The sequence below is a fragment of the Klebsiella sp. BIGb0399 genome (genome assembly GCF_003752615.1).
GTDB classification, from domain to species: Bacteria; Pseudomonadota; Gammaproteobacteria; order Enterobacterales; family Enterobacteriaceae; genus Klebsiella; species Klebsiella lignicola.
Genome location: NZ_RKHT01000005.1, coordinates 1,793,548 through 1,806,797, shown reverse-complemented (window position 1 = coordinate 1,806,797; position 13,250 = coordinate 1,793,548). Strand labels below are relative to the sequence as shown.

Here is a 13,250-nt window from a genome sequence, read left to right as displayed (position 1 = left end):
ACTTAGCGCCAGCATTTTTCATCATGAAGGCATTATGATCAGTAACGATATCTTACGTAGCCTGCGCTACATCCTGAAAAGCAATAATAACGACCTGGTGCGTATTTTTGCGCTGGGCGATTCCGTCGTCAGCGCAGAGCAGCTGGTCCCGTGGCTGAAAAAGGAAGAAGAAGATGGCTTCCAGCGCTGCCCGGACATTATGTTGTCAATTTTCCTCAACGGCCTGATTTATGACAAACGCGGCAAAGACGAGTCGGCACCGCCGCTGGCGGTTGAGCGCCGGGTGAATAACAATGTGGTGCTGAAAAAGCTGCGCATCGCGTTTTCGCTGAAGACCGATGACATCCTCGCCATTCTGACCCAGCAGAAGTTCCGCGTTTCGATGCCAGAAATTACCGCCATGATGCGCGCGCCGGAGCATAAAAACTTCCGCGAGTGCGGCGACCAGTTCCTGCGCTATTTCCTGCGCGGCCTGGCCGAACGCGTCCACGCCAAACCTTGAGTTTCTCTTGCTGAGTTGTCCCGACCTGCGACAGTAACGATGGACAAAAAAAAGCGCTGCCTGAGCAGCGCTTGATGCGGAGATTATTTTACCTGTTGACCAGGTTTGGCGCCGCTGTCCGGGCTTAACAGGAAGATATCCTTGTCGCCAGGGCCTGCCGCCATCACCATCCCTTCAGAGATGCCGAAACGCATTTTACGCGGCGCCAGGTTGGCGACCATCACCGTCAGGCGACCAATCAGCACCTGTGGGTCCGGGTAAGCGCTACGAATGCCGGAGAAGACATTGCGTTTCTCGCCGCCGAGGTCGAGGCTCAGGCGCAGCAGCTTATCGGAACCATCGACAAATTCGGCGTTTTCAATCAGCGCGATACGCATATCGACTTTGGCGAAATCGTCAAAGGTGATGGTTTCCTGAATCGGGTCGTCAGCCAGCGGGCCGGTAACCGGCGCGCTGTTCAGCGCTTTCACTTCTTCCTTAGAGGCTTCCACCAGGGCTTCAACCTGCTTCATGTCAATGCGGTTGTACAACGCTTTGAAGGTGTTCACCTTGTGCGACAGCAGCGGCTGCTGGATAGCATCCCAGCTCAGTTCACAGTTGAGGAACGCTTCAACGCGCTCGGACAGGGTCGGCAGAACCGGTTTCAGCCAGGTCATCAGCACGCGGAACAGGTTGATGCCCATTGAGCAGATGGCCTGCAGGTCGGCATCGCGGCCTTCCTGTTTCGCCACCACCCACGGAGCCTGCTCGTCAACATAGCGGTTCGCCACGTCGGCCAGCGCCATGATCTCGCGGATGGCTTTGCCGAATTCACGGCTTTCCCACGCTTCGCCAATGGTCTGCGCGGCATCGGTGAAGGTTTTGTACAGCGCCGGATCGGCCAGTTCAGCCGACAGCACGCCGTCAAAACGCTTGTTGATAAAGCCGGCGTTGCGCGATGCCAGGTTCACCACCTTGTTGACGATATCGGCATTGACGCGCTGGACGAAGTCTTCCAGGTTCAGGTCGATATCATCGATGCGTGAAGAGAGCTTCGCGGTGTAGTAGTAACGCAGGCTATCGGCATCGAAGTGGTTCAGCCAGGTGCTGGCTTTGATAAAGGTGCCGCGCGATTTGGACATCTTCGCACCGTTCACCGTCACGTAGCCGTGCACAAACAGGTTGGTGGGTTTACGGAAATTGCTGCCTTCCAGCATCGCTGGCCAGAACAGGCTGTGGAAGTAGACGATGTCTTTGCCGATGAAGTGATACAGCTCGGCACTGGAGTCTTTCTTCCAGTATTCATCGAAGCTTGTGGTGTCGCCGCGCTTGTCGCACAGGTTCTTGAACGACCCCATGTAGCCGATCGGCGCATCCAGCCAGACGTAGAAGTATTTGCCTGGCGCACCTGGAATTTCGAAGCCAAAGTACGGCGCATCGCGGGAGATATCCCACTGCTGCAGGCCAGACTCGAACCACTCCTGCATCTTGTTAGCAACCTGCTCCTGCAGCGCACCGCTGCGGGTCCACGCCTGCAGCATTTCGCTGAAGGACGGCAGGTCGAAGAAGAAGTGCTCGGAGTCACGCATTTCCGGAGTTGCGCCGGAGACCACGGATTTCGGGTCGATCAGCTCGGTCGGGCTGTAGGTCGCGCCGCAGACTTCACAGTTATCGCCATATTGATCCGGTGATTTGCACTTCGGACAGGTGCCTTTGACGAAACGGTCCGGCAGGAACATGCCTTTTTCCGGATCGTAGAGCTGAGAGATGGTGCGGTTTTTGATAAAACCGTTCTCTTTCAGGCGACCGTAGATAAGCTCTGACAGCTCACGGTTCTCGTCGCTGTGCGTCGAGTGGTAGTTGTCGTAGCTAATGTTGAAGCCAGCAAAATCGGTCTGATGCTCCTGACTCATTTCGTCAATCATCTGCTCCGGAGAAACGCCAAGCTGCTGGGCTTTCAGCATAATCGGCGTGCCGTGGGCGTCATCGGCGCAGATAAAATTGACCTCGTTGCCGCGCATTCGCTGGTAACGGACCCAGACATCAGCCTGGATGTGCTCCAGCATGTGGCCGAGGTGGATAGAGCCGTTGGCGTACGGCAGTGCGCACGTTACCAGAATTTTCTTCGCGACTTGAGTCATAGTGGGCATTACATCTTCTGTTGTAAAAAGGGCTTCTGATATTACCAAAAGGGTAATGGGTGCGCCATAAATGGCTGACCATATATGGATAATCCTCAGCTGTGGTAAACTCAGCCATACTGAAAGCAGCTCATAACAACAAAGGAGTCGGGATGAATTCACAATCCCAGGCCAAATCCCCCGAACGTCTGCGTGCGATGGTCGCCGGAACGTTGGCTAATTTCCAGCACCCCACTTTGAAGCATAACCTCACCGCGCTGAAGGCACTGCACCACGTCGCCTGGCTCGACGATACCGTGCATATCGAGATTCAAATGCCGTTCGTCTGGCACAGCGCCTTTGAGGATTTAAAAGAGCAATGCAGTGCCGATCTGCTGCGCATCACCGGCGCCCAGGCGATCGACTGGAAGCTGACGCACAGCATCGCCACGCTGAAGCGGGTGAAAAACCAGCCGGGTATCAACGGCGTTAAAAATATTATCGCCGTCAGCTCCGGTAAAGGTGGGGTCGGTAAATCTTCCACGGCGGTCAACCTCGCGCTGGCGCTGGCTGCGGAAGGGGCGAAGGTCGGGATCCTCGATGCCGATATTTATGGCCCGTCGATTCCTAACATGCTCGGGGCGGAAGATCAGCGTCCTACTTCGCCTGACGGCACCCACATGGCGCCGATTATGCGCTTTGGTCTTGCCACCAACTCCATCGGCTACCTGGTGACCGACGATAACGCCATGGTGTGGCGCGGGCCGATGGCCAGCAAAGCGCTGCTGCAAATGCTGCAGGAGACAATGTGGCCGGATCTCGACTATCTGGTGCTGGATATGCCGCCAGGCACCGGCGACATTCAGCTGACCCTGGCGCAGAATATTCCGGTGACCGGGGCGGTTGTGGTGACCACGCCGCAGGATATTGCGCTGATCGATGCGAAGAAAGGCATCGTGATGTTCGAGAAGGTAGAAGTGCCGGTATTAGGCATCGTGGAAAACATGAGCATGCATATTTGCAGCAACTGTGGGCACCATGAGGCTATCTTTGGCACCGGCGGTGCCGAGAAACTGGCAGAGAAATACCATACTCAGCTGCTGGCCCAGCTGCCGCTGCATATCAACCTGCGCGAAGACCTCGATAACGGCACGCCGACCGTCGTGGCCCGTCCGGAAAGCGAGTTCACCGACATCTACCGTCAGCTGGCGGGAAGAGTGGCGGCACAGCTCTACTGGCAAGGGGAAGTTATTCCCAGCGAGATTGCCTTCCGCGCGGTGTAACGCCGGCGGATAAGACAACGCCCTGTCCTTCTCTGTGCCAGCGCTGGCAGGAAAAGGGCAGGGCGTTTTCGTTGGCGCCATCGCTGACGATGCGCTCAGCCATCAATGCTGATAGAAAATCTCGCCGTCATAAATTTTGACGATTTTCCCTTCAGTATCGGTGATCAGCACGTAGCTGCCGCCCATATAGGTGTAGTGGGTGCCGGCATCCGGCGCAGGCAGGTTACGCTGCTGCCACTGCTTGATGTGGTATTCCGGAGTGAGATACAGCGGTGGTACGGTGTCTCCGACGCGAAACTGGGTGAAGTCTGCGGTGAAACCATCAAGTTCGAATTTTTGCGGGCCGCTGGAAGCCGCCCATACGGTGCTGGTGCTGGCCAACAGGACGCCCAGAAGCATCATTTTTGTCTTGCGCATATTTTCCTCATTATTATCCTGGATTACCCTGGACACAAAATCGCAGCCTCGTATCATTCCTGAAGCATGGCGGGGATGGCAAGCGTTGGTTGCGTTAAATATGTAAGAAAACGATGGGCAGGGTGCCTGATTGGGCGAATCGCGCCCGTTTTGAGAACAATCCGGAGATCTGGATTCGGGAGTGTCTATGTTCAGACTGGAAGATCTGACGTTATTTGTTCGGGCGGCGGCCTTAGGCAGTTTCAGCGACGCCGCGCGGGAGGTCGGGCAGCAGCCGGCGCAGGTCAGCGCGGCGATTAAGCGCCTGGAGACCATGCTCAATATTCGCCTGTTTGCGCGCTCAACCCGCAGCTTGCGCCTCACCCCGGAAGGGGAGACCTGGCTGCCCTATGCCATCCAGATGCTCGATACGCTTCATGCCGGGTTACAAAAAATTCAGGTGCCGGATGATGAAGTGCGCGGCACCTTGCAAATCGCGGTGCCCTCCGACCTTGGGCGCAATCTGTTGCTGACCGTCTTTCGGGCGTTTCGCCAGCGTCACCCGGCGCTGAAGCTGCGGATCCTCTTTTCCGATCACCGCACCGATGTGTTTAAAGACCCGGTGGATGTCGCCTTTCGCTACGGCGACAACGACGATGCTTCGTTTATTTCACTGCCCGTCGCGCCGGAAAACCGCCGGGTGCTGGTGGCCTCCCCGGCGTGGATTGCCGAACATGGCGAGCCGCAAACGACCCAGGCGCTGGCACAGCACAATGCGCTGCTGTACGTGCTGCGCGGGCGGCAGTTCGATCGCTGGCCGGTCAGCCTTGACGGCGTGGTGGAACATATCCAGGTTTCCGGCGCCATCGTCAGCGACGATGCCGAGGTGATCCGCCGACTGGCGATAGCCGGGGAGGGTTTTGCCTATAAGTCGGCGCTGGATGTCAGAGACGATATTCGCGCCGGGCGTCTGCAGGTGCTGTTACCGCACTACCAGGGCGACCTGGTGCCGCTGAATATGATTTGCCCGCACCGCAAGCAGCTCTCCGCCGCGGTGCGTTTATTGTATGAAGAGGTGAAAGCGCACTGCGAAGCGGGGCAGGGCTAATTATCATGATGCTGGACCACGGCGTTGTAATTAAATCGCTGATAGTGGTAGCGGCTGGTGCAATACTCCAGCGGCTGCCCGTCGTTGAGGTAGGTCACCGAGCGCGTCACGCTCACCGGTTCATGGGGCTGTAGCTTTAGCCACTCCTGCGCTTCATCGTCGCTGGGCAAAGAGTAAAACCAGGTGTGGCTGCTGGTCGGTACTTTATGCAGCCGCGTCTCGACATACTGATAGATAGAGCCCAGCGCATCAAGGCGCGTCAGGTCAGGCAGAATGCGCAGCGGGATCCACGTCTCCTCAATGGACAGCGCCTGGGTGTCAACAAAGCGCACGCGACGAAAATGCCAGGCATATTGCTCACCCTGCATCGCCAACTGCCCGGCGATCTCTTCCGGCGGGTTGGCAATCCCAAATTCCAGTAGATGGCTGCTGACACAGCCCCCCTGTGCGCGATGAAAGGTGCTGAGCCCCATAATCGGCGAGGCGCTGTGCCCGGCGGCGAAGGCCTGCGGCGGCGTTGCGGTTTTGACCACGGTCCCCAGCCCACGCTGACGGGTAATAAAACCTTCGTTGACCAGAATATCCAGCGCATTATTCAACGTGATTTTGCTACAGCTGAATTCATGACACAACTGGTGACCAAAGGGGATTTTTGCACCCTGGAGATATATTTTATTTAATATCCTTTCTCTTATTATATTTGCTATTTCAATGTATCTGCGCAAACGACACCTCCGTTTAATCTGCCGGCGATTATATCCTTGTGTGGGTTTTATTATCCAGATCTCATTTATTTTATAAGTAGATTACTTTTAATATAAACATATTGACTTGATGGAGTGTCTCTTTCATTCTGCCTTGGTGCCAATAACGATCTATATATTTGTTTTATGAATTACAATGCCATTATTAATAATGATTAACTTTATATAATTCCAGTGGGTAATACCTCTTCTGGGTGTTGAATATTTCAATGATATAAGGATAAAACAATGAGCAGCGGAGCGGTATTAGCACGTATCACCGACATATCGCAAAAAATGGCCGCGGAAGTTCATCTGCGCAGCCTGCGCGACAGTTTTATTATCACCGTCCCCTTTCTGGTATTAGCCGGTGTGTTCATCATGATTAATTATGTTTTTCTGGATCCCGGCGGTGTCATGAGCCGTTGGGTATCCGGAGAAACGCTGCTCGCCATACGCAGCGTCGGCGATCGGATTCTCAACGGCACCATGAGCATCCTGGCCTTGATGCTGGTGGTGCTGATTGCCTGGAGTATCGCGAGCAAACGCCAGTTTGCGGCGCCGATGATCCCGGCAATGGCCGCGCTGGCAGCGTTTGTGGTGCTGATGCCGGTGAACCTCAGCCTGACGCCGGTCGGGGGCGGCGAGGCCGTCGAGGTTTCCGGCGTGATGACCTTCGCGCTGACCAATGCGGGCGGCGTGTTTATGGCCATTATGACCGCGGTGCTGGCGACCGACTTGTTTTTATGGATAGCCAAAACGCGCTGGCTACAAATACGCATGGGCGACGATGTTCCGCCGATGGTAACGCAATCTTTTCAGTCGATGTTTTCGATTATGCTGGTGGTGCTGGCCTTTGCGCTGCTGGCCGTCGGCATGAAAAGCCTGTTTGGCCTTGAGGTACATGAAATTATCCAGGCGGCGATTCAGGCTCCCCTGGTTCATCTGACCACCAATTTACCCGGCTTTCTGGTACTGACCGCGCTGACCAATTTTCTGTTTTCTTTGGGGATCCACCCCTCCGGGATTATCAATCCGATCCTGGAACCGCCGCTGCTGGTTGCGATGCAGGAAAATATGGCGGCATTCGCCCGCGGCGAGATCCCTCCGCATATTATCGTGCTGCCTTTTCGCGATCTGTACGGCCATATGGGCGGAACTGGCAGCACCCTGGCGCTGCTGATTGCCATCTTTTTGCGCAGTAAAATTTCCAGCCATCAAAAACTGGGGCGCACCGTACTGGCTCCGGGGATATTCAATATTAATGAGCCGGTGATTTTCGGTTTCCCGGTGCTGTATAACCCGTTAATCATGATCCCTTTTATTATTTACCCGCAGATCAACTTTATTATTGCTTATCTGGCGACGCAGTATGACATGGTCTCCAGAATCGTTACCTATGTGCCCTGGTCAGTACCGCCGCTGCTGTCAGGCTGGCTCGGTTCCGGCGGCGATTATCGTAACGTCCTGCTGCAGATAGTGCTGCTGATCCTGGGGGTCGTCATCTATTTACCGTTTTTAATGGCCTATGAAAAAACCATGCGGCAGACCAAAGGGCGCCAGACGCTGGCGGAAATGGCGGCCCCGGTCGTGGCTGCGGTGGCGCAAAACCCTGCACCTGCTGAGCGTGATATGGCGGACAACGCGCTGGACATTCTCAATCATAAAACTATCGTCCTGACCTGCAATGAAGGTATGTCGACGTCAATCATGGCGACGAAGATGCGCAAGTACGCACAGGAGATCGGCTGCTCGCTGTCGGTGTACGCGGTTAACAGCGGCAGTATTGAAGACGAGTATCAAAAAGCAGATCTGATTTTGCTCGGCCCACAGCTGGTGTATATGCGCGACAGCATTACCGCGACCGTACAGGGCCGCTGCCCGGTGGTACCGATAAATACCCAGGCTTTTAGTCGGCTGGACGGCAAAGCTGCGGTGGAACAGGCTGCCGCGATTCTGGCAGGAGAACACCTATTCCCACAGGAGGGGACATCATGATTTACAGTGCATTTATTGGCTTTGGTAAAAGTGCCACCCGCTATCATTTGCCGTACGTACTGGCGCGTAAAGAGACGTTCTGCGTCAAACGGATCTACGACCTGCACCGCGACCCGCAACGCGAAGGGGCCGATATCTATCGCCATATCGATTTTACCTCGCAGCTGGCGGATATCTTAAATGACCCGCAGATTACCCTCGTCACCATCTGTACCCATCCCGACAGCCATTTCGACTATGCCCGGCTGTGTCTGGAACACGGCAAAAACGTGTTGGTCGAAAAGCCGTTTACCACCACTCTTGAGGAGGCGAGGATCCTCTATGCGCTGGCGCGGGAAAAGGGACTGCTGGTCACTCCGTTCCAGAATCGCCGTTTTGATAGCTGTTTTCTGACCATGAAACAGGCGATCGACAGCGGCAAGCTGGGAGACATTATCGAAGTTGAAAGCCACTTTGACTATTTTCGCCCTGAAGCTGAACGGCGTCCAGGCGGGGCCTTTGACGGCGCATTGTATGGTCTGGGCGTTCACACTCTTGACCAGATGATTGCGCTGTTCGGCCGCCCTGAGCAGGTCTTCTATCATCTGCGCCATCTCCGGCAACCGCAGAATCCCGATGACACCTTTGAGGTGCAGCTACTCTATCCGCAGATGAAGGCGATTATCAAAACCAGCCATCTGGTGAAAACCCCTTATCCAAAGTTTATCGTCCACGGTACCCGCGGCTCTTTTACCCGCTATCAGATAGACCAGCAGGAAACCTCCTTGAAAGACGGGGTGATGCCCGGCGATCCCCGCTTCGCCGCCGAAGAAGCGCTGGCGTTGCTGGAGTATGTCGATGAGCGGGGGATCTGGTTTCGCGAAGACCGGGTATCGGTGAAAGGCGACTACGGGCGGGTTTATGACGCCATTTTTGCCACCATAACCAGCGGGGCGGCCAATTATGTCAGCGAAGCACAGGCGCTCACCAATCTGGAGATTCTGGAATCCGCCTTTCACCAACCGTCGCCGGCCTTGATAACCCTGGCCTGAGGAGCAACGCATGCAAAGAATACTTAACTGCCGCACCAGTGATTTTGAACGTCAGGTGAGCGGCGAGGTGCTACGGGAAGCCATCCGCGCCGCAGAAGGGCGGGTGATCATGGCTGAAGTCGCGGCTGACGCGGTGCCGCTGTACGCTGAAGTGACCAACGGCGAGCTGCTGGGGGCCTTCGGCGCTGATTTGCTGCTGGTCAAAGGGATGGACTGCCACACCCAGCGGATTCAGGGCTGTGAAAACTTACGCCACCTTAAGCAGTTAACCGGGCGTCTGGTCGGCGTCAGCCTTGAGGTACTGGCAGATAATGACGGCGAAAACCCCCGGGCCTGGGATGCAGCACAGGTGGCGCGTCTTCCCGAGGCCAGCTTCTATTGTCTGACGGCCTATGACAAACCCGGCGTGACGATACAGCGGGTGTGCGAGGCGGTGGCGGAACTGCGGCAGATGACCGACAAGCTGATCCTGGTGGCGAAATTCTATCAACACGGCCTGGCGCCCAGCGAGGACTATGCGGCCTGCATCAAAGCCGGGGCGGATGGGGTGATGGTTCCGGCACCGTCCAGCTGTCGTGGGGCATCGGAGTCGCGGGTTGAACAGATTATCATGGCGGTTCAGGCCGCTGGTGGGCTAGCGCTCGCCACCATCAGCAGCAGTCAGGAAGGGGCCGATGAGCACAGCGTCCGTCAGATAGCGCTGGCCAGCAAACGCTGCGGGGCGGATGTGTACAATTTTGGTGATGCGGGGGTCGCCGGAATGGCCGACCCGCAGGCGGTCTACACGCTCTCGATGGCGGTACGCGGTCGCCGCCATACCTGGGTGCGGATGGCGGCGTCGCAGCGGCGGTAAATGCAGCATGCCGCCCGGCTGGCGGGCGGCATCTTCGCTTAGTGGCGTACCAGGGTGGCGAAGTAGTAGACCAGCGGAATGGCGAGGATCCACAGTCCCAGCGGGATCTCGCGCCATTTGCCGGCAACGGTTTTAATCATGATGTAGAACAGCAGCCCGCCGGCAATCCCGGTGCCGAAGCTGTTAGCGATCAGGGTGATCATCACCATCATCAATACCGGCAGCCCGTCGGTGAAATTAGCCAGATCGACTTTGCGCAGGCCGCTGAACATATTCAGACCGATCAGGATCAGCGCCGGGGCGGTGGCCTCTTTGGGGATCATCAGGGCCACCGGGGTGAACAGCAGCATCAGCAAAAACATCACCGCTGCCGCCAGCGCCGTTAACCCGGTTTTGCCCCCGGCTTCTGCCGCCGCTGACGACTCAATCAGCGCGGTCGCCGCTGGAATACCCAGCCATGGGCCGATGGCGGCGGCGATTGAGTCGACCATAAATGGCCGGTTGATCTGCGGCATATTGCCTTCGTCATCCAGCAGCCCCGCTTCGCCGCCGACCGCCAGGGTGGTCCCCATGGTGGAGAAAAACTCGGAGGCGAAAAAGACGAACAGGAACGGCAGGAAGGCGATATTCAGCGCTCCCAGCATATCGATATGGCCCAGCACCGGCGCCAGCGAGTGCGGCATATCGATAAAGCTGGCGGGTAAGCGGGTCACGCCGGCAGGAATGCCGATAAGCGTCGCAAACAGAATTGCCCACAGAATAGCCCCTGGAATGCGCCGTGCCTGCAGGGCGATAGCGAGAAACAGGCCGCACAGCGCCACCAGCGCGCCAGGGGAAAGGAAATCTCCCAGCATCAGGGCGTTGGTTTTGGCGTTTGCCAGCACCAGGCCTGCGTTGCGAAAACCAAGCACCGCCACAAACAGGCCGATCGAGGCCGTCAGCCCCAGCTTGATGGACTGCGGCACCGAACGGGTCACCACTTCACGCAGGCCGAATGTGGTGAGCAGGAAGAACAGGATCCCAGACCAGCAGGCAATACCGAGCCCGATTTGCCAGCCGATACCCTCACTGCCGGCCAGCGTCACGCCCACCAGCACCGAGCCGCCAATGCCTGGGCCAACGATAAACGGCAGGTTGGCATAAAAGGCCATCAGCAACGTTCCGGCGACGAACACCAGAATCGTCCCGGTGGTGGCGGCGCCTTTGTCCATACCGCCCACCGCCAGCAGGCCGGGGATCACCACCAGCAGATAGGCGGAGGCAAGAAAGCCGGTCACCCCGGCGAGACATTCGGTACGCAGCGTGCTGCCGCGGGAGCGCAGGGAAAAACGCCGCTCCAGCCAGCTTCCCTGCGCGGAGGTATGCAGTGTGTTGTCGGCCATGTTCAGGCTCCCCGATGATTATTGTTGTGATCGGTTGGGACCGGGGTTTCCCGGCATGCTATCAGCGGTTCGACGATCTGGCGGGTAGTGCCATCGGTCAACCCTAAATCGGTCAAATGTGGTCCGGCATTACAAGCGAGGCAGGTTCCCTCAATGGCCTTAAATACCCGGTAGGGCGGTTCCCAGTCGGCGATTTCCGCACTGAGGTCGCGTAATTCACGGAACTGCTGCGCCAGTTCGGCGGCCGGCAGGTCGGACAGCATACCGGCAATCGGCATCGCCACGTGGGCCAGAATGGCGCCTTGCTGAGCGAGCGCCATTCCGCCGCCGGAGACAATCAGCTGATTGGCAGCCTGGGCCATGTCTGCAGGATGACGTCCCAGCACCACGAGGTTGTGGGAGTCGTGGGAGTAGCTGGTGGCGATGGCGCCGCGCAGCTCACCCCAGCCTTCGAGCAGGGCGATTTGCGGCTTGGCCTGGTGACGTCCGTGGCGGTGCTTCACCCAGATCAGGCTGAAGCCTTCCGGGAGCTGGATTTCGCCGTCGCGAACCTGCACCTCGACCTCTCCCCATTGGGTAAAGCGCGCGCCGCGGATATGCCGCAGACGGGCCACGCCGTGCACGATGCCGGGCACCCGCAGCACAAAATCCGCAGCCTGTAGCGGCGCCATCTGGAGCGTATCGCGCGGCGGCAAGACGCCAGCAGCCGCCGGGATCGGCTGGAGGATCGCGCCGTCACGGGCGATCGACTTCCCGGCCACAAAGACCTCACGGGCCTGCAGAGTTTCGAGGCTGTCAAAGACCACCAGATCGGCGCGGCGACCGGCGGCAATCAGCCCCAAATCGTTACGCTGCAGGCGAATCGCGGCGTTGAGGGTCGCGAAGCGCAGGACGTCGGTGGCGGCCAGACCGTGGCTAATCAGCAGGTTGAGCAGGGCGATAATCCCGCCTTTTTCCAGCAGCATATCCGGCGGCACATCGTCGGTGCAGACGGTGATCTGCGAGGAGAGATGCGGGAGGGTTTTCAGGGCCTTCACGATATCCGGCAGCAGATACGGATGCGAGCCGCGCAGTTCCAGAGTCAATCCGGCGCGCAGCTTTTCCAGCGCATCTTCCGCTGAGGTCAGCTCATGATCGGAGGTCACCCCGGCGGCAAGGTAGGCCTGCAGGTCGGCGCCGCTCAGGCCGCGGGCGTGGCCTTCGATCAGCTTGCCGCTGTCGAGACCAGCCTGGACAATCTCCAGCATCCGCGCGCTACCGTTGAGCACCCCGTGCATGTCCATTACTTCCGCCACGCCGCAGACTTCCGGCCATGCCAGCATGGTGGTCATCTCGGCGCCGGCGAAATCCGCCCCCGACATTTCCAGTCCTGGGGTCGATGGCACGCTGGAAGGGGCGGCAACCATCACCTGCAGCGGCAGATGGCGGCTGGCGGCGACGGCATAGCGAACCCCCTCCACGCCGAGGACGTTGGCCAGCTCATGGGGATCCCAGAAGACCGCCGTGGTCCCTTGCGCAAGGACGATTTCGGCGTAGCGCTCGGGCGGCAGATGGGAGCTTTCAAGATGGACGTGGGTATCGATCAGCCCCGGCGAAAGGTAGGCGCCTTCCAGCGACTGGCACTGGTGCGCGTCCGTCCGGCTGCCGCGCGGATGCACGCTGGCGATCATCTCGCCAACGATGCCGACATCGGCGGCGCGGACTTCGCCGGTGACCATATCGACGATATGCCCGTCGGTCAGTAACAGGTCAAACGGTGTTTCGCCTCTGGCGGCCTGGACGGCACGGCGGCGGTTTTCTGCATTGCTGGACATAACAACTCCGGCACAAGGATAATGGCGATACTCTAGGCGCA

General features: G+C 57.8%; 11 protein-coding genes. 6 read left to right on the top strand and 5 right to left on the bottom strand.

Features of this window, described 5'->3' with window-relative positions:
- Positions 1-34: 34 nt before the first annotated feature.
- Positions 35-502, top strand: a complete 468-nt coding sequence (locus EDF82_RS08840; RefSeq protein ID WP_123755123.1) for a DUF1456 family protein — start codon at positions 35-37, stop codon at positions 500-502.
- An 83-nt stretch (positions 503-585) separates the two neighbouring features.
- Here the strand turns inward: EDF82_RS08840 and metG are convergent, their stop codons facing one another.
- A complete protein-coding gene (metG, locus tag EDF82_RS08835) occupies positions 586-2,622 on the bottom strand; it encodes a methionine--tRNA ligase (RefSeq protein ID WP_123755521.1) in 2,037 nt (678 codons plus the stop codon).
- A 152-nt stretch (positions 2,623-2,774) separates the two neighbouring features.
- On the opposite strand from metG, the gene apbC reads away from it, so the two are divergent.
- On the top strand, positions 2,775-3,884 hold the full coding sequence (gene apbC, locus EDF82_RS08830) for an iron-sulfur cluster carrier protein ApbC (RefSeq protein WP_123755122.1): 1,110 nt from the start codon (positions 2,775-2,777) through the stop codon (positions 3,882-3,884).
- A 102-nt stretch (positions 3,885-3,986) separates the two neighbouring features.
- On the opposite strand, the gene EDF82_RS08825 is transcribed toward apbC, so the two are convergent.
- Positions 3,987-4,301, bottom strand: coding sequence for an RcnB family protein (locus tag EDF82_RS08825; protein WP_123755121.1), 315 nt, complete (start codon positions 4,299-4,301; stop codon positions 3,987-3,989).
- Positions 4,302-4,488: 187 nt separating this feature from the next.
- On the opposite strand from EDF82_RS08825, the gene EDF82_RS08820 reads away from it, so the two are divergent.
- Complete coding sequence (locus tag EDF82_RS08820) at positions 4,489-5,388, top strand: LysR family transcriptional regulator (RefSeq protein ID WP_123755120.1); 900 nt, start codon at positions 4,489-4,491, stop codon at positions 5,386-5,388.
- On the opposite strand, the gene EDF82_RS08815 is transcribed toward EDF82_RS08820, so the two are convergent.
- A complete protein-coding gene (locus EDF82_RS08815) occupies positions 5,385-6,113 on the bottom strand; it encodes a GntR family transcriptional regulator (RefSeq protein WP_123755119.1) in 729 nt (242 codons plus the stop codon). The two genes, EDF82_RS08820 and EDF82_RS08815, sit on opposite strands and share 4 nt — an antisense overlap.
- Positions 6,114-6,380: 267 nt before the next feature.
- Here EDF82_RS08815 and EDF82_RS08810 point away from each other — a divergent pair, with 267 nt between their 5' ends.
- The 3 genes from EDF82_RS08810 to EDF82_RS08800 are packed head-to-tail and all read left to right on the top strand — an operon-like array spanning position 6,381 to position 10,013.
- On the top strand, positions 6,381-8,129 hold the full coding sequence (locus tag EDF82_RS08810; RefSeq protein WP_123755118.1) for a PTS transporter subunit EIIC: 1,749 nt from the start codon (positions 6,381-6,383) through the stop codon (positions 8,127-8,129).
- Positions 8,123-9,160 (top strand): oxidoreductase, encoded by a 1,038-nt coding sequence (locus EDF82_RS08805; protein WP_187043021.1) that lies wholly within the window; start codon positions 8,123-8,125, stop codon positions 9,158-9,160. Before EDF82_RS08810 ends, EDF82_RS08805 begins: the two co-directional genes overlap by 7 nt.
- A 10-nt stretch (positions 9,161-9,170) precedes the next feature.
- Entirely contained in the window at positions 9,171-10,013 is an 843-nt protein-coding gene (locus EDF82_RS08800; RefSeq protein WP_123755116.1) for a hypothetical protein, read from the top strand.
- 38 nt (positions 10,014-10,051) lie between these two features.
- Here EDF82_RS08800 and EDF82_RS08795 read toward each other — a convergent pair whose 3' ends face one another.
- Together EDF82_RS08795 and EDF82_RS08790 are read right to left on the bottom strand one after the other, a co-directional pair.
- A complete protein-coding gene (locus tag EDF82_RS08795) occupies positions 10,052-11,395 on the bottom strand; it encodes an NCS2 family permease (RefSeq protein WP_123755115.1) in 1,344 nt (447 codons plus the stop codon).
- Between the two features lie 2 nt (positions 11,396-11,397).
- The gene (locus tag EDF82_RS08790) at positions 11,398-13,209 is read right to left on the bottom strand and encodes an adenine deaminase (protein WP_123755114.1); all 1,812 of its coding nucleotides are present in this window, start codon (positions 13,207-13,209) and stop codon (positions 11,398-11,400) included.
- Between the last annotated feature and the right edge of the window lie 41 nt (positions 13,210-13,250).

Excerpts from the sequence above, each read along its gene's own strand:
- EDF82_RS08800 (WP_123755116.1), top strand. The coding sequence starts at position 9,171 with ATGCAAAGAATACTTAACTGCCGCACCAGTGATTTTGAACGTCAGGTG.
- apbC (WP_123755122.1), top strand. The coding sequence starts at position 2,775 with ATGAATTCACAATCCCAGGCCAAATCCCCCGAACGTCTGCGTGCGATG.
- EDF82_RS08795 (WP_123755115.1), bottom strand. The coding sequence starts at position 11,395 with ATGGCCGACAACACACTGCATACCTCCGCGCAGGGAAGCTGGCTGGAG.
- EDF82_RS08840 (WP_123755123.1), top strand. The coding sequence starts at position 35 with ATGATCAGTAACGATATCTTACGTAGCCTGCGCTACATCCTGAAAAGC.
- metG (WP_123755521.1), bottom strand. The coding sequence starts at position 2,622 with ATGACTCAAGTCGCGAAGAAAATTCTGGTAACGTGCGCACTGCCGTAC.
- EDF82_RS08820 (WP_123755120.1), top strand. The coding sequence starts at position 4,489 with ATGTTCAGACTGGAAGATCTGACGTTATTTGTTCGGGCGGCGGCCTTA.
- EDF82_RS08810 (WP_123755118.1), top strand. The coding sequence starts at position 6,381 with ATGAGCAGCGGAGCGGTATTAGCACGTATCACCGACATATCGCAAAAA.
- EDF82_RS08825 (WP_123755121.1), bottom strand. The coding sequence starts at position 4,301 with ATGCGCAAGACAAAAATGATGCTTCTGGGCGTCCTGTTGGCCAGCACC.
- EDF82_RS08790 (WP_123755114.1), bottom strand. The coding sequence starts at position 13,209 with ATGTCCAGCAATGCAGAAAACCGCCGCCGTGCCGTCCAGGCCGCCAGA.